At 63.3% G+C, this 23,945-nt stretch carries 18 protein-coding genes and 1 tRNA gene; 10 read left to right on the forward strand and 9 right to left on the reverse strand.

Going from position 1 to position 23,945, the window contains the following annotated elements:
• Positions 1-142: 142 nt before the first annotated feature.
• Both BQ8794_RS19985 and gltB read right to left on the reverse strand, forming a co-directional pair.
• Entirely contained in the window at positions 143-1,597 is a 1,455-nt protein-coding gene (locus tag BQ8794_RS19985; RefSeq protein ID WP_077380345.1) for a glutamate synthase subunit beta, read from the reverse strand.
• Positions 1,598-1,741: 144 nt separating this feature from the next.
• Entirely contained in the window at positions 1,742-6,490 is a 4,749-nt protein-coding gene (gene gltB / locus BQ8794_RS19990) for a glutamate synthase large subunit (RefSeq protein ID WP_077380456.1), read from the reverse strand.
• 574 nt (positions 6,491-7,064) lie between these two features.
• On the opposite strand from gltB, the gene BQ8794_RS19995 reads away from it, so the two are divergent.
• Positions 7,065-8,117 (forward strand): threonine aldolase family protein, encoded by a 1,053-nt coding sequence (locus BQ8794_RS19995; protein ID WP_077380346.1) that lies wholly within the window; start codon positions 7,065-7,067, stop codon positions 8,115-8,117.
• Positions 8,118-8,189: 72 nt separating this feature from the next.
• Here the strand turns inward: BQ8794_RS19995 and BQ8794_RS20000 are convergent, their stop codons facing one another.
• Positions 8,190-8,654: an Hsp20 family protein gene (locus BQ8794_RS20000; protein WP_077380347.1), complete on the reverse strand. Its 465-nt coding sequence runs from the start codon at positions 8,652-8,654 to the stop codon at positions 8,190-8,192.
• A gap of 549 nt (positions 8,655-9,203) precedes the next feature.
• Between BQ8794_RS20000 and BQ8794_RS20005 the strand changes: the two genes are divergently transcribed.
• Complete coding sequence (locus tag BQ8794_RS20005; protein ID WP_077380457.1) at positions 9,204-10,178, forward strand: alpha/beta fold hydrolase; 975 nt, start codon at positions 9,204-9,206, stop codon at positions 10,176-10,178.
• A 98-nt stretch (positions 10,179-10,276) separates the two neighbouring features.
• Here the strand turns inward: BQ8794_RS20005 and BQ8794_RS20010 are convergent, their stop codons facing one another.
• The 3 genes from BQ8794_RS20010 to BQ8794_RS20020 form a co-directional block, all read right to left on the reverse strand.
• On the reverse strand, positions 10,277-10,804 hold the full coding sequence (locus BQ8794_RS20010; protein WP_077380348.1) for a DUF1579 family protein: 528 nt from the start codon (positions 10,802-10,804) through the stop codon (positions 10,277-10,279).
• A gap of 97 nt (positions 10,805-10,901) precedes the next feature.
• Positions 10,902-11,675 (reverse strand): histidinol-phosphatase, encoded by a 774-nt coding sequence (gene hisN / locus BQ8794_RS20015; protein ID WP_077380458.1) that lies wholly within the window; start codon positions 11,673-11,675, stop codon positions 10,902-10,904.
• A 366-nt stretch (positions 11,676-12,041) separates the two neighbouring features.
• Positions 12,042-12,998 carry an N-formylglutamate amidohydrolase gene (locus tag BQ8794_RS20020; protein ID WP_077380349.1) on the reverse strand — a complete coding sequence of 319 codons (957 nt, stop codon included), beginning with the start codon at positions 12,996-12,998 and terminating at the stop codon, positions 12,042-12,044.
• A 147-nt stretch (positions 12,999-13,145) separates the two neighbouring features.
• Between BQ8794_RS20020 and cpdR the strand changes: the two genes are divergently transcribed.
• Together cpdR and BQ8794_RS20030 are read left to right on the forward strand one after the other, a co-directional pair.
• On the forward strand, positions 13,146-13,508 hold the full coding sequence (cpdR, locus tag BQ8794_RS20025) for a cell cycle two-component system response regulator CpdR (RefSeq protein WP_006199474.1): 363 nt from the start codon (positions 13,146-13,148) through the stop codon (positions 13,506-13,508).
• 118 nt (positions 13,509-13,626) lie between these two features.
• Positions 13,627-13,701, forward strand: a tRNA-Val gene (locus BQ8794_RS20030).
• 16 nt (positions 13,702-13,717) lie between these two features.
• Here the strand turns inward: BQ8794_RS20030 and BQ8794_RS34935 are convergent.
• The 3 genes from BQ8794_RS34935 to BQ8794_RS20040 form a co-directional block, all read right to left on the reverse strand.
• Complete coding sequence (locus tag BQ8794_RS34935; protein ID WP_143744620.1) at positions 13,718-14,092, reverse strand: hypothetical protein; 375 nt, start codon at positions 14,090-14,092, stop codon at positions 13,718-13,720.
• Positions 14,037-14,999: a GDP-L-fucose synthase gene (fcl, locus tag BQ8794_RS20035; protein ID WP_077380350.1), complete on the reverse strand. Its 963-nt coding sequence runs from the start codon at positions 14,997-14,999 to the stop codon at positions 14,037-14,039. The genes BQ8794_RS34935 and fcl overlap by 56 nt, the downstream gene beginning before the upstream one ends.
• Before the next feature lie 142 nt (positions 15,000-15,141).
• On the reverse strand, positions 15,142-16,296 hold the full coding sequence (locus BQ8794_RS20040) for a dihydrodipicolinate synthase family protein (protein ID WP_077380351.1): 1,155 nt from the start codon (positions 16,294-16,296) through the stop codon (positions 15,142-15,144).
• Positions 16,297-16,535: 239 nt separating this feature from the next.
• On the opposite strand from BQ8794_RS20040, the gene BQ8794_RS20045 reads away from it, so the two are divergent.
• The 6 genes from BQ8794_RS20045 to BQ8794_RS20070 are packed head-to-tail and all read left to right on the forward strand — an operon-like array spanning position 16,536 to position 23,804.
• Entirely contained in the window at positions 16,536-17,579 is a 1,044-nt protein-coding gene (locus tag BQ8794_RS20045) for a LacI family DNA-binding transcriptional regulator (RefSeq protein WP_077380352.1), read from the forward strand.
• The gene (locus BQ8794_RS20050) at positions 17,576-18,592 is read left to right on the forward strand and encodes a Gfo/Idh/MocA family protein (RefSeq protein WP_077380353.1); all 1,017 of its coding nucleotides are present in this window, start codon (positions 17,576-17,578) and stop codon (positions 18,590-18,592) included. Before BQ8794_RS20045 ends, BQ8794_RS20050 begins: the two co-directional genes overlap by 4 nt.
• Positions 18,589-20,190: an acyl CoA:acetate/3-ketoacid CoA transferase gene (locus BQ8794_RS20055; RefSeq protein WP_077380354.1), complete on the forward strand. Its 1,602-nt coding sequence runs from the start codon at positions 18,589-18,591 to the stop codon at positions 20,188-20,190. Before BQ8794_RS20050 ends, BQ8794_RS20055 begins: the two co-directional genes overlap by 4 nt.
• Positions 20,183-20,959, forward strand: coding sequence for an enoyl-CoA hydratase/isomerase family protein (locus BQ8794_RS20060; protein WP_077380459.1), 777 nt, complete (start codon positions 20,183-20,185; stop codon positions 20,957-20,959). The genes BQ8794_RS20055 and BQ8794_RS20060 overlap by 8 nt, the downstream gene beginning before the upstream one ends.
• Positions 20,960-20,979: 20 nt before the next feature.
• Positions 20,980-22,491, forward strand: coding sequence for an aldehyde dehydrogenase family protein (locus tag BQ8794_RS20065; RefSeq protein WP_077380355.1), 1,512 nt, complete (start codon positions 20,980-20,982; stop codon positions 22,489-22,491).
• A gap of 59 nt (positions 22,492-22,550) precedes the next feature.
• Positions 22,551-23,804, forward strand: coding sequence for an ABC transporter substrate-binding protein (locus BQ8794_RS20070; RefSeq protein WP_077380356.1), 1,254 nt, complete (start codon positions 22,551-22,553; stop codon positions 23,802-23,804).
• Positions 23,805-23,945 lie beyond the last annotated feature (141 nt).

The following is a 23,945-nucleotide window of genomic DNA, read 5'->3' on the forward strand; positions in this document are numbered from 1 at the left end:
CGCGCTTTAGGTTGTTGTTTAAGCATGTCGTTATCGCAAAACCGCTGCACACTTTTGCGCGACATGCATTAAACCTGCTCCGGGCGCCGGCAGCGCAGAAAACGCCCTCAGATGGCCGCGGGAGTAGAGTTTCCAAACGGTCTCAGCGCGGCAGCACGCTCGATCCCATCAGCGCCTCGTCGATCGAACGCGCTGCCTGACGGCCCTCGCGGATCGCCCAGACGACCAGCGATTGACCGCGGCGCACATCGCCCGCCGCATAGAGCTTTTCGACGCTGGTCTTGTAGTCGCGATCATTGGCCTCGACGTTGTTCGAGCGGCGGCTGTCGATGGCGATCTTCATCTGGCCAGCCAGTTCCGACACCGGCCCGACGGCGGCCGGCCCGGCAAAGCCGATAGCGATGAAGGCGAGATCCGCGCGAATGACGAATTCCGTGCCGGCGATCGGCTTGCGCTTTTCATCGACCTCGCAGCATTTGACGCCGGTCAACGCGTCGTCCTCGCCGATGAATTCGAGCGTTGCCACCTGGAACTCGCGCTCGGCGCCTTCCGCCTGCGAGGAAGAGGTGCGCATCTTCGTCGCCCAATAGGGCCAGACCGAAAGCTTGTCTTCCTTTTCCGGCGGCTGCGGCCGGATGTCGAGCTGGGTGACGCGAACGGCGCCCTGGCGGAAGGCGGTGCCGACGCAGTCGGACGCGGTGTCGCCGCCGCCGACGACGACGACATGCTGGCCGCCGGCGACGATCGGCGGCGAGGGCCACGCCACCGACTGGATCGGCTCGCCGCCGATGCGCTTGTTCTGCTGCACCAGGTAAGGCATCGCGTCATGCACGCCGTCGAGATCGTCGCCGGGAATGTTGGCCGGGCGCGGCGTTTCCGAACCGCCGCAATAGAGCACCGCATCATACTCGGCGAGCAGCTCCGCCACCGGCTTGTCGACGCCGACATTGATCCCGCAATGGAAGCTCACGCCCTCGCCTTGCATCTGCTCGATGCGCCGGTCGATGTAGTGCTTCTCGATCTTGAAGTCGGGGATGCCGTAGCGCATCAGCCCGCCCGGCCGGCTCTCGCGCTCATAAACGTGAACGTCGTGGCCGGCGCGGCCAAGCTGCTGGGCGGCCGCCATGCCGGCCGGCCCCGAGCCAATGACGGCGACGCGCTTGCCGGTCTTCCTTTCCGGCGGATAGGGCCGGATATGACCGGTTTCATAGGCCTTGTCGGCGATTGCCTGCTCGATCGTCTTGATGGCGACCGGAATGTCCTCGAGGTTCAGCGTGCAGGCTTCCTCGCAAGGTGCCGGACAGATGCGGCCGGTGAATTCCGGGAAATTATTGGTCGAATGCAGGTTGCGGATCGCATTGTCCCAGTCGCCATTGTAGACGAGGTCGTTCCAGTCCGGGATCTGGTTGTGAACCGGGCAGCCGGTCGGCCCGTGACAGTACGGAATGCCGCAATCCATGCAGCGCGCGGCCTGTTTCTCGACTTCCTTGTCCGACATCGGCAGCGTGAACTCGCGAAAATGCCGGATGCGGTCGGAAGCCGGCTGGTACTTGTGCACCTGCCGGTCGATCTCGAGAAACCCTGTTACCTTGCCCATAGTCCAGTCCCTGCTGTCCAGATGGCGCGCTCGACGACGCACCCGTTAACCTCATAAGGCAGCCATGGCAACCTTCAGTCCGAGGCCAGGATTGTTGATGAAGGCGTCGACCGGGAGGCTTGGCTTCCCGGCAAATCCCAAAGCCTATTCCGCCGCAACGCCCATGCGCATGCGTTCCATTTCGATCAGCGCGCGGCGGTATTCGACCGGCATGATCTTCCGGAATTTCGGCCGGAAAGTCGCCCAGTTGTCGAGGATCTCGCGGCCGCGCACCGAACCCGTGTAATGGACGTGGTTCGAGATCAGCTGATAGAGCCGCTCCTCATCATGGCTGGTCATGTCGCCGGACACGTCGACGCGGCCTTTGTGGTCGAGGTCGCCGCCATGATGGAGCAGTTTCTCCATCAGGTCGTCTTCTTCGGGAACGGGTTCCAGTTCGACCATCGCCATGTTGCAGCGCTCGGCGAAATCGCCCACCTCGTCGAGCACATAGGCGACGCCGCCCGACATGCCGGCGGCAAAGTTGCGGCCGGTCTGCCCGATGACGACGACAATGCCGCCGGTCATGTACTCGCAGCCATGGTCGCCAACGCCTTCGACGACGGCGGCGACGCCCGAATTGCGAACCGCAAAACGCTCGCCGGCGACGCCGCAGAAATAGGCCTCGCCCTCGGTCGCGCCGTAAAGCACCGTGTTGCCGACGATGATCGACTCCGCTGCGACGATCTTCGTGTTCTCAGGCGGGCGGATGACGATGCGGCCGCCCGACAGGCCCTTGCCGACGTAGTCATTGGCCGCACCGACCAGCTCGAACGAAACCCCGCGCGCCAGGAAGGCGCCAAAGGACTGGCCGGCCGTGCCGGTGAGCTTCACCGAGATCGTATCCTCGCGCAGGCCCTTGTGCTTGAAGCGCTTTGCCACTTCGCCCGACAGCATGGCGCCGGTCGAACGGTCGACATTGCGGATCGGCAGCTCGATGCTGACCGGCTGCCTGGCTTCCAGCGCCGGCTTGGCCAACTCGATCAGCTTGCGATCGAGCACGTCGTCGATGGGATGCTTCTGCCGCTCGGTCCAGTGCACCGCCTCATGCGGGGCATCCGGCTTGAAGAACATCTTGCTGAAATCGAGCCCGCGCGCCTTCCAGTGCTGGATCAGCGCTCGCTTCTCCAAGAGTTCGGTGTCGCCGATGATCTGGTCGAGGTGGGTGTAGCCCATCTCGGCGAGCAGCGCCCGGACTTCTTCCGCCACATAGAAGAAGAAGTTGATGACATGTTCCGGCGTGCCCTTGAAGCGCTTGCGCAACACCGGATCCTGCGTCGCGACGCCGACCGGGCAGGTGTTGAGATGGCACTTGCGCATCATGATGCAGCCGGCCGCGATCAGCGGCGCGGTCGAGAAGCCGAATTCGTCGGCGCCAAGCAGCGCGCCGATGACGACGTCGCGGCCGGTGCGCAGGCCGCCATCGACCTGCAGCGCGACGCGCGACCTGAGGCCGTTGAGCACCAGCGTCTGGTGCGTCTCGGCAAGGCCCATTTCCCACGGGCTGCCGGCGTGCTTGAGCGAGGTCAGCGGCGATGCGCCGGTGCCGCCGTCATAGCCGGAAATGGTGATGTGATCGGCGCGCGCCTTGGCGACGCCGGCCGCAACCGTGCCGACACCGACTTCGGAGACCAGCTTGACCGAGACATCAGCCGCCGGGTTGACGTTCTTGAGGTCGTAGATGAGCTGCGCCAGATCCTCGATCGAGTAGATGTCATGATGCGGCGGCGGCGAGATCAGGCCGACACCGGGCGTCGAATGCCTGACCTTGGCAATGGTGGCATCGACCTTGTGGCCGGGCAGCTGACCGCCCTCGCCGGGCTTCGCTCCTTGCGCGACCTTGATCTGCATCACATCGGAATTCACCAGATATTCCGCCGTCACGCCGAAACGCCCGGAAGCGACCTGCTTGATCGCCGAACGCTCGGGGTTCTTGCCGCCGCCCGGCAACGGCAGGTAACGGTCGGCCTCTTCGCCGCCCTCGCCGGTGTTCGACTTGCCGCCGATGGCGTTCATGGCGCGCGCCAGCGTGGTGTGCGCTTCCCTGGAAATCGAGCCGAAGGACATCGCTCCGGTCGAGAACCGCTTGACGATATCGGCAGCCGACATGACCTCGTCGAGCGCGACCTTCTTGCGCCCGGTTTCTTCGGCTAGCCTGATCTTGAACAAGCCGCGAATGCTCTGCGCCCGCGCCGTCTCGCTGTCGATCTGAGCGGAATAGTCCTTGAACGTCTGCCACGATCCCTGGCGCACGGCGTGCTGCAGGGTGGCCACCGCATCGGGCGACCAGATATGCGCTTCGCCGCGCATGCGGAACATGTATTCGCCGCCGACCTCGAGGCTGTTGCGCAGCACCGGGTCGTTGCCGAAGCCGTCGGCGTGGCGGCTGACCGTTTCGGCTGCGATCTCTTCCAGCCCGACGCCTTCGATCAGCGTCGCGGTGCCGGTGAAATATTTTTGCACGAAATCGGTCTTCAGCCCGATGGCGTCGAAGATCTGCGCGCCGCAATAGGACTGGTAGGTCGAGATGCCCATCTTCGACATCACCTTGAGAATGCCCTTGCCGATCGACTTGATGTAGCGGGAGACGACCTCATTGGCGTCGACTTCGGCCGGCAGCTCGCGGCGCTTGTGCATGTCGAGCAGCGTGTCGAAGGCGAGATAGGGATTGATCGCCTCGGCGCCATAGCCCGCAAGGCAGCAGAAATGATGCACCTCGCGCGGTTCGCCGGACTCGACGACCAGCCCCACCGATGTGCGCAATCCCTTGCGGATCAAATGATGGTGGACCGCCGCCGTCGCCAGCAATGCCGGGATGGCGATGCGGTCCGGCCCGAGCTGACGGTCTGACAGGATGATGATGTTGTAGCCGCCGGCGACCGCCGCCTCGGCGCGCTCGCACAGCCGGTCGATGGCGCCCTGCATGCCGGCCGCGCCTTCGTTCGACGCATAGGTGATGTCGATCGTCTTGGTGTCGAAACGGTCCTCCGTGTGACCGATGGAGCGGATCTTTTCAAGATCGCCATTGGTCAGGATCGGCTGGCGCACTTCGAGCCGCTTGCGACGCGAATTGCCGACGAGGTCGAAGATGTTAGGCCTCGGCCCGATGAACGACACCAGGCTCATCACCAGTTCCTCGCGGATCGGGTCGATCGGCGGGTTGGTGACCTGGGCGAAGTTCTGCTTGAAATAGGTGTAGAGCAGCTTCGATCTGTCCGACATCGCCGAAATCGGCGTGTCGGTGCCCATCGAGCCGACCGCTTCCTGGCCGGTGGTCGCCATCGGCGACATCAACAGCTTGGTGTCTTCCTGGGTAAAGCCGAACGCCTGCTGGCGATCGAGCAGGCTGACGTCCCTGCGCAGCGCCCGCGGCTCGACCGGCTTCAGGTCTTCGAGGATGAGCTGGGTGTTGGCGAGCCAGCTCTTGTAGGGATGCCGGGTCGCGATCTCCGATTTGATCTCCTCGTCGGAAACGATGCGACCCTTCTCCAGGTCGATCAAAAGCATGCGGCCGGGCTGCAGCCGCCACTTCTTGACGATCCTTTCCTCCGGCACCGGCAGCACGCCGGCTTCCGAGGCCATGATGACGCGATCGTCGTCGGTGACGATGTAGCGCGCCGGGCGCAGCCCGTTGCGGTCGAGTGTGGCGCCGATCTGGCGGCCGTCGGTGAAGGCCACCGCCGCCGGCCCGTCCCACGGCTCCATCAGGGCGGCGTGGTATTCATAAAAGGCCTTGCGATCGTGATCCATCAGCTTGTTGCCGGCCCAGGCCTCGGGGATCAGCATCATCATCGCGTGGGCGAGTGAGTAGCCGCCCTGAGTCAGGAATTCGAGCGCATTGTCGAAACAGGCGGTGTCCGACTGCCCCTCATAGGAGATCGGCCACAGCTTGGAGATGTCGTTGCCGAACAGTTCGGAATCGACCGAGGCCTGCCGCGCCGCCATCCAGTTGACGTTGCCGCGCAGCGTGTTGATCTCGCCATTGTGGGCGACCATGCGATAGGGATGCGCCAGCTTCCACGACGGGAAGGTGTTGGTCGAGAAACGCTGGTGGACGAGGATCAGCGCCGTCTCGAAACGCGGATCGGTCAGATCCTTGTAATAGGCGCCGACCTGATAGGCCAGGAACATGCCCTTGTAGACGATGGTCCGCGATGACATCGACACGACGTAGAAGCCATTGTCGACGCCCTTGGTCTCTTCGTGGATACGGCCGGAAATGACCTTGCGCAGGATGTAGAGCCGCCGTTCGTAATCGTCGTCGCTCTCGACCTCGGCGCCACGACCCAGAAACACCTGCCGCTGGACCGGTTCGGAAGCAGCGATATCAGGCGCCTTTGATAGCGATGAATTGTCGACCGGCACGTCGCGAAAGCCGAGCAGCGGCTGGCCTTCGAGCTGCGCGACCTCGGCGATGATGCCTTCGATATGCGCCTGAAGCTCAGGATCGCGCGGCATGAACACATGGCCGACGGCGTAATGGCCGGGCTTGGGCAGTTCGACGCCCTGGCTGGCCATCTCCTCGCGGAAGAAGCGGTCGGGAAGCTGCACCAGCACGCCGGCGCCGTCGCCCATCAGCGGGTCGGCGCCGACCGCGCCGCGATGCGTCAGATTTTCGAGCACCGCCAGGCCGTCCGTGACGATTTGATGCGACTTCACGCCCTTCATATTGACGATGAAGCCGACGCCGCAGGCATCGTGCTCGTTGCGCGGATCGTAAAGGCCGTGGGCAGCGAACCCGGTAGGGGTCCGCCCGATCTTGGTCAGGCCAGTGGCGATGGACGGATTTTTGACGGCTGGCGCTTTCGTCTGCGCGGCTGGGCCGTTCGTCGCAGATGGCGTCACTTCCGTCATCGTCCTGTCCTCCATTCCCCGCCCTTAGGGCGCTGGTTTCCGTTGGGAAGCGCATGAGCTTCCCTCTCATCCTTGCGGCACGTCTTGCGAAATCCTTGCCGAACCAGGTGGCCTGGCTCGCATCCGGCAATCGTACAGGCCAGAGCCAGGCTGTCTACCTGTCGCTCGCGGCAACGGCCGGAGAGGCCCAATCATACGCCAATCCAGCCTGTTTTGTGCGACAAAATAAGACAGCACTACTGTCCTAAATTTTTATGACAGAAATTGCGGATGCGCACAAGACCGATTCACAACAATCGTGGGCATATAAAGACAGAAAATTACGCGCCACCCGGCCAAAACGCAACCTTCAGTCGTCCACCTCATGCATGTCGCGCAAAAGTGTTCAGCGGTTTTGCGATAACGACATGCATGAAAACAACAACCTAAAGCGCGTCGCATGAGGTTAGCCGAACGCGACGCGCTTTAGGTCCCGGCCTCTCGCTGGCTTTACCGCTTTTCCGCCGCTTGGCACTTGCGGGCGGCATGCGAAAGCGGCCAAGGTCGCCTCGATTTTCCCAGCACAGGCAAACGCATGAATTTCGCTTCCGACAATTGGGCAGGCGCCCATCCCGACATCTCCGCCAATTTATCCCGACATGCCGCAGGTGCTGCCACTGCTTACGGCGACAGCGACTTGGACCGCGCCATCTATCGGCGCTTCAGCGAAGTCTTCGAACGCGAGGTCGCAGTGTTCTTCGTCGCGACCGGTACGGCGGCCAACGCCCTCTCCATGAGCGCGTGCAACCGCATTGGCGGCGTCGCCTTCTGTCATTCCGAAGCGCATGTGACCGTCGATGAATTCGGCGCGTCGGGCTTTTACACCGGAGGAGCGCGTATGTCGCCGGTGCCGGGGGCATTGGGGCGCATCGATCCGCAGGCGCTCGATAGGGCCATCATGCGCTATTCCCAAGACCTGACTCCCGCCGGGCAACCGATGGCGGTCACGATCACGCAGGCGACTGAAGTCGGCACCGTCTACACCGCCGCCGAGATCACAGCCATCTCCGAAGTGAGCCATCGTCATGGGTTGCCTCTGCATATGGACGGCGCGCGCTTCGCCAACGCGATTGCCGCGATAGACACCACTGTGGCGGAAATGACCTGGAAGAGCGGCGTCGACATCGTCTCCTTTGGCGGCACCAAGAACGGCTGCTGGATGGCCGACGCAGTCGTGGTTCTTAATCCAGACCTGGGGCATGATTTGCGCCTGTCGCGCCAGCGCGCCGCCCAGAACTTTTCCAAGTCGCGCTTCATCTCGGCCCAGTTCGAAGCCTATTTCGCCAACGATCTGTGGCTGGAAACCGCGCGACACGCCAACGCCATGTCGGCTCGGCTGGCAGCAGCAATTGAGGATACAGCTTCGGCCCGGCTCGCCTGGCTTCCCCAGGCCAATGAAGTCTTCGCAATCCTCAGCCGCGACAATGCCGCACGACTGCAGGCCGTCGGCGCCAAATTCTACGAATGGGGGGTGCCGCACGGCCTTGACGGCCATATCGGCGAGGACGAAGCGCTCTATCGTTTCGTCACCAGCTTTGCGACCACGGTCGAAGAGGTCGACCGCTTTGGCGAGCTAATTGCTGGATAGCAGCAATCTAATTCAAAAAGGGCGGCGCCAGGCGCCGCCCTTCGTCCCTTTAGGTCGTCCTTGTCACGCAGCTTACGCGGCGGTCTTGGCCTCGATCTGCTTGGCCTTCGCCGAAGACGCGGAGATCGCGATCTTGCGCGGCTTCAGCTCCTCGGGGATATTGCGCTTGAGGTCGACGAAGAGCAGGCCGTTCTTCAGCGAGGCGCCGACGACATCAACATGGTCGGCAAGCTGGAAGCGGCGCTCAAAGGCCCGGCTGGCGATACCGCGATAGAGCAGTTCGGAGCCTTCGCCATTGCCCTCCTTGCGCTCACCCTTGACGGTCAGAACGTTGCGGTGAGCCTCGATCGAGAGTTCATCGTCCGAGAAGCCGGCGACCGCCATCGAGATGCGATAAGAATCCTCACCGGTGCGCTCGATGTTGTAGGGCGGATAGGTCTGCGCACCTTCGGGCTGCGCAAGCGAATCGAGCATGGTGAACAGCCGGTCGAAACCGACGGTCGAACGATAGAGCGGGGAAAAATCAACGTGACGCATAGTGTGTTCTCCTGTTGAGCAACAAGGTTTGCGTATGGCCGGTGCGAAACCCGTGAAGGCGTTCCGGATAGGCCAGCGGCCCCGACATTGGCGGCCGCAGCAGACATTTGGGGAGCACCAGAAGGCATTTCAAGATTCTGCCGCCTCGATGAACGGCAGATGAACCGCGGCTTCGGCGGACGTTCAGCTAAGTCGCGCTAATCTGCTTCCAGGATCAAGGAACAGGCGGCGGTTACAGCGTCGCGCGTCCGCTCGGACATGCAAGGAAGCTGTAACACTTTGATTGCGCATGATTCACAGCGAAAATCGGCTGCGGTTTTCGGGGTTATGCGCGAGATTGCCGCAACGGGGCCGACCGGGTGTAACGTCCCTTCCTCCCGGATCGACGGGGGGCCGGAAGCATGCCGCAAGCTGCTTTCGGCCTCACTCGCCGGCTGCCTCGTTCAGCCTTTCCAACGCGTCCGGAATTCCTTTGCTTTTGCTGCATGGGCGTCTATGCCTACCAAAGCTTGCGCCATGCAGGCAGCGACACTTAAGACGCAGCGCCGAATGACGGACCTCCTCGACAAAATTCCCCTCTTCCGCGAAATTCCGGGCAATCCGCTACCGGAAAATGCGGCCGGTGGTTTCTTCACCACGCGCGACGGCAAAAAGATCCGTTATGGCCTCTTTGCCGCCGTTGCCCGCCCGATGAAGGGCACCGTGGTCGTCTTGACCGGCCGCAACGAGTGCATCGAAAAGTATTTCGAGACCATCCGCAACCTCGCCGACCGCGGCTTTGGCGTCGCCACCTTTGACTGGCGCGGCCAAGGCGGTTCCGACCGGCTGATCAGCGATCGCGAGCGCGGCTACGTCCGCAGTTTCTTCGACTACACCGGCGACCTGGAACAGTTCTTCGAGGAGATCGTGCTGCCCGACTGCCGGGGGCCGTATTACATACTGGCCCATTCGGCCGGGGCGGTGATCACGCTGCTTGCCGGGCCGTCGATGGTGAACCGCGTACGGCGCATGGTGCTGATCGCGCCCTTCCTGGCGGTGCCCGACCTGCCGGTCTCGACAACCACCGTTCGCCGCCTCTGCTCACTGTTCTGTCTGCTGGGCCTTGGCAAGCTTTATGCCGCCTGGGGTCCGCGGCCCAGAAAAACCATACCCTTTGCCGTCAACAAGGTGACATCGGATCCCGAGCGGTATCGGCGCAACACGCTGCTCTACGAAACCTACCCGCAGTTGGCGCTCGGCGGCCCGACGATCCGCTGGCTGAAAGCGGCGGCGCAGGCCTCCGAGGCGATCAGCGATCCCGACTTCATGGCCAGGATCCGGGTTCCCTTGCTGGTGGTCGCCGCCGGCGCCGACCAGGTCGTCTCGACGAAAGCGGTGGAAACCTACACCAGACGCCTGCGTCTCGGTTCGCTGCTGGTGATCGATGGTGCACGCCATGAAATATTGCAGGAAGCCGACTTCTATCGCGAGCAGTTCTTTGCCGCCTTCGATGCCTTCATTCCGGGAAGCGACGACACCGCCTGATTGAGTGCCGTGCTCCCTCCGGACGCGCAAAAGACCGCTCCAAATCATTGAAAATCCATGATTTGGCTTGAAAAATGACTTCCAAGTCGATCGTCGGCCTACACTTGCCGGGCGAAATCCATGATCCAATTGGTCTCCCAGATCTTGCCGCCATCCGGTGAAAAAGCTTGCTCCCAGCGCGCCGATTTTTCAGCAATCCGCGACCACAGGAAGCGAACCTGGATATCGCGTCCGTCAAAAACGTCTTCACACAGGAATGTGCCGACGCCTGCTTCGAAGGCGCCGCGCATCGGAATATCGATGGTCGCCGGGTTGCGGCCGTCGATCCACCAGATCGACCATTGTCTCGTCGCCGGATCGAAGGTCCGCAGCGTGGCGGCACGATAGGCGCCGCCGGGCAATTCAATCACATTGTCATCGACATTGCCGAGCCCGCCAAGGATCGGGCGCACCTCGCATGTCCCGCCAAACACGTCCCAGTTCGTGTCGCCTTGCAGGCGCTTCTGCAACCTTCGATGGTTGACGTTCCAGCGTCCGAAGAAGAAATCGAAATCGGCCCGCCCATCTGCTGGAGCATTTTCTACTGGAGCATCTTCGGAACGGCTGGTTGTTGACTGCGTCGGCATGAGGCTCCCTCCCGTGGCATCATCTCCATAGCCGAGAGCTGCTGACACCCTGCTGTCAGGAGGGTTGGGAAATCACCGCCCGAACGCTTTTTCCCGCTCAGCCACGCAACGCCGCCATCGCGGCGGCATGAAGCTCCGGCGTTGCCGCAGCCAGGATGTCGCCGCCCCTTTCCGCCGGCCCGCCCTCGAAGGTGGTGACGACGCCGCCGGCCTTCTCGATGATCGGGATCAGCGCGACGATATCGTAGGGTTTCAAACCGGGGTCGGCGACGATGTCGACGCTTCCCGCAGCGACCATGGCGAAGGCATAGCAGTCGGTGCCGTAGCGGGCGAGCTGGACCTGCCGCTCGAACAGGTCGTAGCGCAGGCGCGCGTCTCCCTTGAACAGTGCCGGCGTGGTGGTGAACAACGTCGCCTCGGCGAGGCTTGTCGTCTTGCGTGTCGTCAGCCGTCGCGGTCCGCCCGGGCCTTCATAATGGGCGCCGGACGCGTTGGCGTAGAAAAGCTCGCCGGTGAAGGGCTGCGACATCATGCCGGCAACGGCATCGCCGTCGACCGTCAGCCCGACCAATGTTCCCCACACCGGCAGGCCGGAAATGAAGGCGCGGGTGCCGTCGATCGGATCGATCACCCAGACATGCCTGCTGGAAATGTTCTCGCTGCCATGCTCCTCGCCGAGAATGCCGTGATCGGGATATTCCGCTGATATAAGCGCCCGGATGACCCGCTCGGCCTCGCGGTCGGCCTCGGTGACCGGGTCGAAGCTGCCTTGCTCCTTGTTGGCGACCGCGCCTTGGCTGCGGAAGCGCGGCAAGGTTTCGGCTGCGGCGGCATGCGCAATGCGCCGCATGAAATCGATGCTGATGTCCAACTGATTCTCCCGCGTTGTAGGGTGCTGGAACCGTCGTTTGCCTGTGGTTTTCCGCCAAAACAAGGGCGTGCGGAACTTTTGCGCATCGTCCTGTTGCTCGAATGCAACGCTGGCGCCCTCGAATTCAGTTTCCACATCATAGTGAATTAAAAACGCCGGTCGACGGCTTGACATTTGTGCATCGCACAATAGATTTGTTCTCGGACAGGCTTTCCTGTCCATGCCCTCCTTGGGCGTTTCCTCCCTAGACTTCGACCGTGTCGTGCAAACGATGCGGTCTTTTTTTCAGCGCAGCATCCAGCCGATCGCGCGTCCCCGACCCGCACGCGCAGAATCCCACGTAAAAATCGCTTCCGATTTTCGGCATCATTCGGCGGCGAGCGGCAGATCGATAAAATGGTGGTTGGGCATCGCCATCAGGTCGGCCGAGAATTGCGCCAGATCGTCGGCGAGCGCATCGAAGCCGGCGGATTTCTGGAACGTCCGCTCGTTCATGTAAAGCCCGCGATTGACCTCGATCTGCAGTGCATGAAGATGGCGCACGGGGCGGCCATAATGCTCGGTGATGAAGCCTCCGGCATAGGGTTTGTTGTGGGCGACGGTGTAGCCCATGCCGATCAGCAGGCCGATCGCCGTCTCGGTCAACGCTGCCGAGGCGGAGATGCCGAAACGGTCGCCGACGATGAAGTCGGGCCTGACACCGCTGTCGCCGACCCTGATGCTCGCCGGCATCGAGTGGCAATCGATCAGCACGGCAAAGCCGAACCGCGCATGGGTCCTGGTCAAAAGCCGTTTTAGCGTCTCGTGATAAGGCTTGTAGACAGCCTCGATGCGCGCGACGGCTTCCGCCAGCGGCAAGCGGCCGGCGTAGATTTCGAGCCCCTCTCCCACCAGCTTGGGCACGGTGCCAAGCCCGCCAGCTACGCGCGCCGAGCGGATGTTGCAGAACGACGGCACGGGTTCGGCGAACATGCGCGGATCGAGTTCCCACGGCTCCCGGTTGACATCGAGATAGGCGCGCGGGAAGTTTGCCGCCAGCATCGGCGCGCCGAGCGCGACGGCGCCGCCGAACAATTCGTCGACATAGCAATCTTCGGAGCGGCGGATGGCGTTTCGATCCAGCCTTGCCATCGCCAGGAACCGGTCCGGATAGTGACGGCCGCTATGCGGCGAGTTGAAGAGGAAGGGGACGCGCTGTTCGGCGCCCGACCGGATTTCGAAGGGGGGAACGACCGAAAAATCCTCGGCTGCCGTTTTCAATTTGAACGAATCCGGAAACACCAATGCATCATGGTTGGAAAGGTGCCACCTCGCCGGCCGCATGTCCAGCGTTTCGGCGTCCGGGCCGCTTTGTTAAAGGCCGATCGGGCCTTTATCGTTCACTTGATGTTTACCCTCACCTCCTCATATACAGGATGGTTAACGGGCTGCCCCACGGCAGTCTCGGACGGGTGATTCGGACGGGAAAAGATGGCACGCATTCTACTGGCGGAAGACGACGATGACATGCGCCGGTTCCTCGTCAAGGCGCTGGAGCGTGCCGGCTACCAGGTCAGCGATTTCGACAATGGCGCCAGCGCCTATGAGCGGCTGCGCGAAGAGCCTTTCTCGCTGCTCTTGACCGACATCGTCATGCCGGAGATGGACGGCATAGAACTCGCCCGCCGCGCCACCGAGATCGATCCCGACCTCAAGGTCATGTTCATCACCGGCTTCGCCGCCGTTGCGCTCAACCCGGATTCCAAAGCGCCGAAAGACGCCAAGGTGCTGTCGAAGCCGTTCCATCTGCGCGACCTCGTCAACGAGGTCGAAAAGATGCTGCAGGCAGCCTGACGCGCTTTCCGCCGCCGGCTTCCGGCGCGCCTTCGACGGCCCAGCAAGGCGAACCTTTCTTTCCCTTTTCCTGCTATTGACGCGCGGTGGCAAAAATGGTGTATGCGCGGCTTCGGATGGGCGTGTAGCTCAGCGGGAGAGCACTGCATTGACATTGCAGGGGTCACAGGTTCAATCCCTGTCACGCCCACCATCCGGACAATCCGCCGTCACTCGTACCCCGCGGATTTCCTTGTCTTACGGGCGCGCTTCTGTTTGGACCGCGTGAATGCCGTATTCTCGAGAACGCCAAATTGGGCCGCTTGATTTTTTGGCCCCAGCCAATGCTTCTCAATGAAGTCGGCGGAGCATTCTTTTCGCGCACATCGACGAGACAATATGAAATTTGATGTCCCGGGGATCGCTCTTCCAGTTGAATCCGAAACGGTATCCAACATGTCGGCGAGCGATTTTGCATTGGCCATGGCCAAAAAGAGACGGCCGCCCAGGCCGTCATGTCTGGTGGCGGCAATCAGCGTCGATTGAGGATCAAGCCGCGCCGAGGCGGAGGTCACCTGTCTCGATGTGCTGGAGAAACCAGGCATAGGTCTGCTCCAATCCGCTCTGAAGCGAGTACTGCGGGCGCCAGCCCGTGGCGAACAGGCGCGACACGTCCATCAGCTTGCGCGGCGTGCCGTCCGGCTTCGTCGCATCGAATGTGAGCGCCGCCTCGGCGCCGACGACGGCGAGCATGGTGCGGGCCAGTTCGGCAATGGTGATGTCTTCGCCCGAGCCGACATTGACGTGGCTGTGGCCGGCATAGTTTTTCAGCAGCCAGACCAGAGCGTCGGCGGCGTCGTCGACATGCAGGAATTCGCGCATCGGCGTGCCCGATCCCCAGACCTCGAGGGTTTTGTCGCCAGCGCGCTTGGCCTTGTGCGCCTTGCGCATCAGGGCTGGCACGACATGGCTGGTGGTGAGGTCGAAATTGTCGCCGGGGCCATAGAGGTTGGTCGGCATCGCCGAGATGTACTCGACACCGTATTGGCGCCGATAGGCCTGGCACAGTTTCAGCCCAGCGATCTTGGCGATCGCATACCATTCGTTGGTCGGTTCGAGCGGACCGGTCAGCAAAGCGTCCTCGGAGATCGGCTGCGCCGCGAATTTCGGATAGATGCAGGACGAACCGAGAAACAGCAATTTCTGCACCTCGTTGCGGAAGGCGCTCTCGATGACATTGGTCTGCATGATGAGATTGTCCTGCAGAAAATCGACCGGCAATCTGTTGTTTGCCAGGATACCGCCGACCTTGGCCGCCGCCATCACCACCGCGTCCGGCCTGTGGCCTGCCATCCAGCGCCGCACGCCGGCCTGGTCCATCAGGTCGAGTTCATCGCGGGATGCGGTCAGGACCTCGCAGTCCTCGTCCGCCAGCCTGCGCAATATGGCCGAGCCGACCATGCCGCGATGCCCGGCCACGAAAACGCGCTTGCCCCTTAGGTCGAAGTCCATTGGCGTATCCCTATGCAGAACGGCCGCTAGACCATATGGCGTCGGCGTGCCGGATGGTCCTGCGTCGGACGCATAGCGCATAGAGATTTGCCCGGACAAGGCAAATCGGAGATTCGGGCGAGCTCTTCTTGCGGTATGGCGCTCAGACACCCGCCACGGCGCACAGGTTCTTCATTCTGGCGATGGCAAGCTCCGGGTCGGCCAGCAATCCGGCCTGATCGGCAAGGCGGAACACATCGGCATAGTGGCAGATGCCGCGCGCCGATTGCATGCCGCCGACCATCAAAAAATGGTCCTGATGGCCGTTCAGCCACGCCAGGAAGACGATACCGGCCTTGTAGTATTCGGTCGGCGCCTCGAAGATTTTCCGCGACAGCGATACCGTCGGCGCCATCAGCGCGTCATAGCCGGCGCGATCGTCGTCGGCCAGCCTCGCCAGCGCGGCATTGGCGACCGGCGCGATAGCGTCGAAAATCCCGAGCAGCGCGTGCGAGTGTCTTTCGCCATCGCCGGCGATCAGCTCGGGGTAGTTGAAATCGTCGCCGGTGAACATGACCACCCCTTCCGGCAGCCGGCTGCGCAGGGCAACCTCTTTGCCGGCATCGAGCAGCGATATCTTGATCCCCTCGACCTTGCCGGCGTTGCGTTTGAGGATGGCGACGACCGTATCGAGCGCAGTCTCGAAATCATGGCTGCCCCAATAATCCTTCAGCGCCGGATCGAACATGTCGCCCAGCCAGTGCAGGATGACCTTGCCGGATGCCTGGGACAGGATGCGGTCATAGACGCTGGCATAATCGTCGGGACCCTTGGCGACAGCCGCCAGCGCGCGGCTGGCCATCATGATCGCCTTGCCGCCCAGGCCTTCGATGAAACCGAACTGCTCCTCATAGGCAGCGACGACATCATCGAGTGTCCTGCCGGCGCCTGGCGCCAGATGGTCTGTTCCGGCGCCTGAGGCGAGGTCGGCGCCCTCGACGGTTCGCGCCTCGGCGATCGAGCGGCGGATCAATTCCCTGGCGTTTGTCCAGTCGAAACCCATGCCGCGCTGCGAGGTGTCCATCGCTTCGGCGATGCGGAAGCCGAGCCGCCACAGATGATGGCGGAACGCCATCGTGCGCTCCCAGTCGACCGCGGGATGAGACCACGGATCGGTCATCGCCAGGGGATCGGCAACGACATGGGCGGCGGCATAGGCGATGCGCGAAAACCGCGCGCCGATCACCGGCTGTGCCGGCTGGCCCACAAGACGGTAGCGAGTGCTGCGACCGCCCTCCCCGGGCAAGGCAATGTCCATCGATCTCTCCCTTGGTCGCGCTATTAAATGGAACGTTCCAACAAATCAAGTCCTTTGTGAACTCTCAATCGACACCCCAAAATGCTGCATCGCAGCGCCAGAGCCCGTTTAAACGGCCCCTTCAGGCTGCCGAATGCCGGATTTTTCGAATTTTGAAAGAATCCTGATTGACTCAAATCCAACCCAGAATTAGAACGTTCCAATTAATTCGACGGAAAAATACCGGAGGACGCATCTGGATGGCCAGCAGGCCCAAGGCGACGATACTCGACATTGCCCGTGAGGCGGGTGTGTCCAAGTCGACGGTGTCGCTGGTGCTGCAGGGCAGCGGCCTGATCCGGCCTGAGACCGCGCTGAAGGTTCGCAAGGCGATCGAGGATGTCGGCTATGTCTACAACCGCGGCGCCGCCAATCTGCGCAAGGCCCATTCCAACGTCATCGGCATGGTCATCAACGACCTTACCAACCCGTTTTTCGCCGAAATGGCGGTCGGCATGGAGCGTGTCTTCCAGTCGGCGGGCATCGTGCCGTTCATCGCCAACACGGCGGAGAACCCGGTGCGCCAGGAAGAGGTGCTGAAATCGCTGATGGAGCAAGGTGTCGCCGGGCTGATCGTGTCGCCGGCGCGCGGCACGACTCCCGGTGCGTTCCGCCGCATCGAGACGGCGGGCCTTCCGATCGTCTTCACCATGCGCCGCCTTCCTGAAAGCCGCATCCCGGTGATCGCGCCTGACAATCATCGCGGCGCCTGGCTCGCCACCGCCCATCTGATCGGCAAGGGGCATCGCCGGCTGGCGTTCTTCGGCGGCTCATCGGATCTGGTGGTCTATCACGAGCGGCTGGGCGGATTTCGCGAGGCCTGCGAGGGGCTCGGCATCGCCAAACGCGACACGCTGGTCGTCGAAGGCGAAACCAGCCGCAAGGGCGGCATTGCCTGCCTGGAGACGGCCCTCGCCATGGCCGAGCCGCCGACCGCGGCGCTGTGCTTCAACGATGCGGTCGCCTTCGGCGTCATGCTGGCGCTGCGCAAGCGCGGCCTCGAGCCCGGCGCGGACTTCGCCGTCGTCGGCTTCGACGACGTGATCGAAGCCCAGCACTACATGCCGGCGCTGACCAGTGTCGCGGTGGATTCGGCAGGCCTCGGCGAGCGCGCCGCCCATGTCATGCTGAAGATGATCCAGTCGCGCACCACGCGCGCCGAGGATCATATCGGCGCCGTCAACCTCGTCGTCAGGGACAGTTGCGGTCCTGATCGCCGTGCGGGAATGGGAGACGCGGCATGACCGTGAAATGGGGACTGATCGGCGCAAGCACGATCGCCAGGCAATTCGTGATCAACGCCATCCGCGCGCAACCGAACAGCGAGATCACGGCGGTGATGAGTTCCAGCCCGGAGCGCGCCGCTGCCTATGCCAAGGAGAACGGCATTGCGCTCGCCGTCTCGACGCTCGATGCATTGCTCGGCTCCGACGTCGACGCCGTCTACATCTCGACCACCAACGAATTGCATCTCGAACAGGCATTAGCCGCCATCAGGGCGGGAAAACATGTGTTGTGCGAAAAGCCGCTGGCGCTGACCAGTGCCGATGCGCACACAATGGTCGCCGCCGCCAAGGCGGCCGGTCTCGTGCTCGGCACCAACCATCATCTGCGCAATGCCGGCTCGCACCGGGCGATGCGCGAAGCCATTGCCGGCGGGCGTATCGGCAAGCCGATTGCCGCGCGCGTCTTCCACTCGGTCTATCTGCCTGAGAATCTGCAAGGTTGGCGGATCACCAGGCCGGAAGCCGGTGGCGGCGTCGTGCTCGATATCACCGTGCACGATGCCGACACGTTGCGCTTCGTGCTCGGCGACGATCCGCTCGAGGTTTCGGCGTTCACCCAGGCCGCAGGCATGGCCAGCGGCGGGCTGGAAGACGGCGCCATGTGCATCTGGCGCTTCAAATCGGGTGTCATCGCCCAGTCGCATGAGGGCTTCACCACCAAATTCGCCGGCACCGGCTTCGAGGTGCATGGCAGCGAAGGCTCCCTGATCGCGAAAGATGTGATGACGCAGAGGCCGATCGGCTCCGTGCTGCTGCGCACGGCAAAGGGCGAAGAGGAATTGAGCTTCGATCGCGAAGACCTTTATGTCAGGGCCCTGCGCCAGTTCCATGCGGCGATCGCTGGCGAAGGCCAGCCATCGGCCACCGGCGAAGACGGCGTCTGGTCGCTGACATCAGCCGAGGCGGCGTTGCAGTCAGCCAAATCCGGCAAATCGGTCGCGATCGATCCGAAACTAAGGGGCGCAGGGTGAGCAAACTCGTCTCCGCCGCGCGAGCCGCCAGCCTGATCATGGACGGCATGGTCGTTTCGGTGTCGTCGTCGAGCGGCCTCGGCTGCCCGGATGCGGTGCTTGCCGCGATCGGCGAGCGCTTCGACGCGGAAGGCCATCCGAAGAACATCACGACGCTGCACCCGATTGCCGCCGGCGACATGTACGGCATCAGGGGTATCGACCATCTGGCCAAGCCCGGCCTGTTGAAGCGCACTTTGTGCGGCTCCTATCCCTCCGGCCCGTCCTCTTCGGAGCCGCCGCAGATATGGAAGATGATCAGCGACAATTCGGTCGCCGCCTACAATGTGCCCTCAGGCATCCTGTTCGACATGCACCGCGAAGCCGCTGCCAAGCGCCCCGGCGTGCTGACCAAGGTCGGCCTCGACACCTTCGCCGACCCGCGTCATCAGGGCTGCGCCATGAATGCGGCGGCCAGCGAGCCGATCGTTTCGGTGCAGCAATTCGACGGCGAGGAATGGCTCTATTTCCGCTCGATCGTGCCTGACGTCTCGATCATCCGCGCCACCACCGCCGACGAGCGCGGCAACCTGACCTATGAGCACGAGGGCGCCTATCTCGGGGGGCTGGAACAGGCGCTCGCCGCCCGCAACAATGGCGGCATCGTCATCGCGCAGGTCAAGCGCGTCGTCGAGAACGGCACGCTGAAGCCGCATGACGTACGCGTGCCCGGTGTGCTGGTCGATCATATCGTGGTGGCGCCCGACCAGTTGCAGACGACGCTGACACGCTACGATCCGGCCATCTCGGGCGAGATCTTCCGGCCGCTGTCGACTTTCCGCAACGCCGAAATGAGTGTCCAGAAGGTCATCGCGCGGCGCGTCGCCATGGAGCTTGCCGACGGCATGGCCGTCAATATTGGCTTCGGCATCTCGGCCAACGTGCCGCGCATCCTTATCGAGGAAGGCCAGCACGGCAAGGTCACCTGGGTGATCGAACAGGGCGCGGTCGGCGGCGTGCCGCTGCTCGATTTCAAGTTCGGCTGCTCGTCGAACGCCGACGCGTTCATGCCTTCGCCACACCAGTTCATCTACTTCCAGGGCGGCGGTTTCGACGCCTCGCTGCTGTCCTTCCTGCAGATCGATCGCCACGGCTCGGTCAATGTGTCGAAGCTGTCGGCCAGGCCGCATGTCACCGCCGGCGCCGGCGGTTTCGTCGACATCACAGCGCGAGCGAAGAAGATCGTCTTTTCCGGCTTCTTCAATGCCGGGGCCAGGCTATCGCTGGCCGATGGCGGCATCCGCATCGACGGGGAAGGCAAGGTCAAGAAGGTGGTCGGCGAGGTCGAGCACATCTCCTTCTCCGGCAAGCGCGCTGTCGCGCAAGGACAGGACATCACCTATATCACCGAGCGCTGCGTCATGAAGCTGACGCCGGATGGGCTGATGGTGACAGAACTGGCACCGGGCATCGACCTCGAGCGCGACGTGCTGGCGCAGGCCGAGATCCCGCTCGCCGTCGCCAACGACCTAAAGGTGACGCCGGACGCGCTCTACCGTGACCGGCCGATCGGACTGTCGCTCAATGGCGGCGCCTCGCTTGGAGGCGCGCATGTCTGAGCGTCTCGTCAGCTTTGAAACCGACGGCGACCTCGGCATCGTCACGCTGCGCCGGCCGGAGAAATTCAACGCGCTCGACATCGCGATGCTGCGCGCGCTGGAAGCCGCACTCGATACGGCCGAGGCCGCGGACGGCGTCCGCGTCGTGCTGCTGTGCGGCGAAGGCAAGGGCTTTTGCGCCGGTGGCGACGTCGAAGCCTGGTCGCAAATGAGCGCCGCCGATTTCCAGGTGCAATGGGTGCGCTACGGCCACCGCGTCTTCGACCGGCTGGCGCGGTTGCGGCAACCGACGATCGCCGTCCTGTCCGGCCATGCGCTGGGAGGCGGGCTGGAACTGGCGGTCGCCTGCGACTTCCGCGTCGCCGAGGCGCAGGTGAAACTAGGCTTGCCGGAAACCTCGATCGGCGTGGTGCCCGGCTGGTCCGGCACGCAGCGCGCGGTGCGCCGCTTCGGCGCCCAGACGGTGCGGCGCATGGCGCTCGGCGGCGAGACGTTCGTAGCGGCCGAAGCACTCGCTCTGGGCATCGTCGACCGGGTGGTCGACGCGGGCGAGGCGTTCACCGAGGCCAGGGCCTGGGCCGGCAAGATCGCCGAGCGCGGCCCGCTGGCAACCGAGGCCGCCAAGCTGATGATCGCGATCGCCGAGGGCGAGGAAAGTGCTGCCGCGACAGAGGCGCTGGCCAGCGGCTTCATTGCGCTGACCGGAGACCTCAAGGCTGGTGTCGAGGCTTTCAAGGCCAAGCAGAAACCAGCGTTTTCAAGATCATGAGAATGCGAGCGGAACCTCACATGAACTTGCCCCTCACCATCGCCATGCCCGCCGAGGCATCCGCAGCACCGCAGACCTACCGGCTGCTGATCGACGGCAAGTTCGTCGATGCCCGCGACGGCCGCACGCTGGAGCGCAACAGCCCTGGCCACGGCTTCACCGTTTCGCGCTATGCGCAAGCCGGCGCGGCGGAAGTCGAGGCGGCGGTACAGGCCGCGCAGAAGGCTTTCGAGACCGGCCCCTGGCCGCGTATGAAGGCTGGCGAGCGCGCCGCGATCCTGCTCAAGGCGGCAGACCTGATCGAGGCGCGGCTCGAGGAGATTGCCCGGCTCGACGTGCTGGAATCCGGCAAGCCGATCGTCCAGGCGCGCGGCGAGATCGGCGGCGCCGTCGACATCTGGCGCTATGCCGCGGCGCTTGCCCGCACGCTGCATGGCGAAACCTACGCCAACCTCGGTGACGCCATGCTGGGCGTCGTGCTGCGTGAACCGATCGGCGTCGTCTCGATCATCACGCCGTGGAATTTTCCGTTCCTCATCGTCAGTCAGAAACTGCCGTTCGCGCTCGCCGCCGGCTGCACGGCGGTGGTCAAGCCGAGCGAGATGACCTCGGCCTCGACCTTCGTGCTCGGCGACATCCTGATGCAGGCCGGCTTGCCGGACGGCGTCGTCAACATCCTCGCCGGCCTGGGCGCCGATGTCGGCGCGCCGATGGTCGCCCACCCACTGGTCGAGATGGTGTCGTTCACCGGCTCCACCCGGGTCGGCAAGATGACCATGGCGTCGGCTGCAAACGCGCTGAAGAAGGTCTCGATGGAGCTCGGCGGCAAAAACGGCCAGATCGTCTTTCCAGATGCCGACCTCGAAGCCGCCGCCGACGCGGCGGTGTTCGGCGGCTTCTTCAACGCCGGCGAATGCTGCAACGCCGGCAGCCGGCTGATCGTCCATGAGGCGATCGCCGACGACTTCCTCGGCGCAGTGAAGGCGCTCACCGCCAGGGTCACCGTTGGCGATCCGCTCGACGACAGCACCAAGGTCGGCGCGATGATCTCTTCCGAGCACCTGGCCAAGGTCACCGGCTATGTGGCGGCGGCTGCAAACGACGGCAGCAGCGTCTATAGCGGCGGCAAGCAGATCGCCTCCAGTGCCGGTCAGTATCTCGACCCGACGATCCTTCGCGGCGTCACCGAAGACATGGCCATCGCCCGTGAAGAAGTGTTCGGACCGGTGCTGTCGGTGCTGACGTTTGGATCGATTGAGGAGGCGTTGCGCATCGCCAACAACACGCCCTATGGTCTATCGGCGGGCGTGTGGAGCGCCAGCATCGACACCTGCATGTCGGTGGCGCGGAATGTGCGTTCGGGAACCGTTTGGGTGAACACGTTCATGGAAGGTTATCCCGAGCTGCCTTTCGGAGGCTACAAGCAGTCCGGTCTCGGACGCGAACTCGGCAAGCGCGCCGTCGAGGACTATACCGAGGAAAAGACGATCCAGTTTCATCGCGGCCAGCGCACCGGATGGTGGGTCGGCTGAGTTGGGAAGAACCCGGCGGACATCAGCCGGTCGTGTAGCTGCAACAAGGGAGGAAGTACATGTTGCGCAAATTGCTTATCGGAACGGCTCTCGGCTCGGGTCTTGCGTTCGCGGCCCATGCCCAGGACGTCAAGGAAGTCGAGATGCTGCATTGGTGGACGTCTGGCGGCGAAGCGGCTGCCTTGAACGTGCTCAAGGAGGATCTGGCCAAGCAAGGCTTTGCCTGGAAGGACGTGCCCGTGGCCGGCGGTGGCGGCGACGCCGCCATGACCGCGCTGAAGGCGATGGTCGCGGCGGGCAACTACCCGACCGCCTCGCAGATGCTCGGCTATACCGTGCTCGATTATGCCGCGGCCGGCGTGATGGGCGACCTGACCGAGACGGCGGTAAAGGAAGGCTGGGACAAGTCCGTTCCGGCCGCCCTGCAGAAATTCTCGGTCTATGACGGCAAGTGGGTCGCGGCTCCGGTCAACGTGCACTCGGTCAACTGGCTGTGGATCAACAAGGCGGTGATGGACAAGATCGGCGGCACCGAGCCGAAGACCTTCGACGAATTCGTCGCGCTGCTCGACAAGGCCAAGGCGGCGGGCGTCATCCCGCTCGCGCTCGGCGGCCAGAACTGGCAGGAAGCCACCATGTTCGATTCGGTGGTGCTGTCGACCGGCGGACCTGAGTTCTACAAGAAGGCCTTCAACGACCTCGATGAGGAGCAGCTGAAGTCCGACACAATGAAGAAGTCGTTCGACAACCTCGCCAAGCTCGTCACCTATGTCGACCCGAACTTCTCCGGCCGCGACTGGAACCTTGCCACCGCCATGGTCATCAAGGGCGATGCGCTGGTGCAGGTGATGGGCGACTGGGCCAAGGGCGAATTCAACGCAGCCAAGAAGACCCCGGGCACCGACTTCCTGTGCTATCGCTTCCCGGGCACCGACGGCAGCGTGGTCTACAACTCCGACATGTTCGGCATGTTCGACGTTCCGGAGGACCGCAAGGCCGCCCAGGTCGCCTTGGCCACCGCCACTTTGTCGAAGAGCTTCCAGTCGGCCTTCAACGTCGTCAAGGGCTCGGTCCCGGCCCGCACCGACGTGCCCGACACCGACTTCGACGCTTGCGGCAAAAAAGGGATGGCCGACCTGAAGGCCGCCAGCGAAGGCGGCACGCTGTTCGGTTCGCTGGCGCAAGGCTATGGCGCGCCGCCGGCCGTCGCCAATGCCTACAAGGACGTCGTCTCGAAGTTCGTCCACGGCCAGATCAAGACCTCGGACGAGGCCGTGACCCAATTGGTCAACGCAATCGAAGACGCCAAGTAGGAACCAGGCGTGTAAGGACCCTTCCCCGCTCCGGTGGGGAAGGGTCCACCAGGCCAGGATGGTCGGCCTCTGGTCGGAATGGCGCCGGCGATCAACCAACACGCCCCGTCTCGACGGGGCTATCCTTCCCCGCCTGGCGGC

The organism is Mesorhizobium prunaredense, assembly GCF_900156895.1.
Classification (GTDB): domain Bacteria; phylum Pseudomonadota; class Alphaproteobacteria; order Rhizobiales; family Rhizobiaceae; genus Mesorhizobium; species Mesorhizobium prunaredense.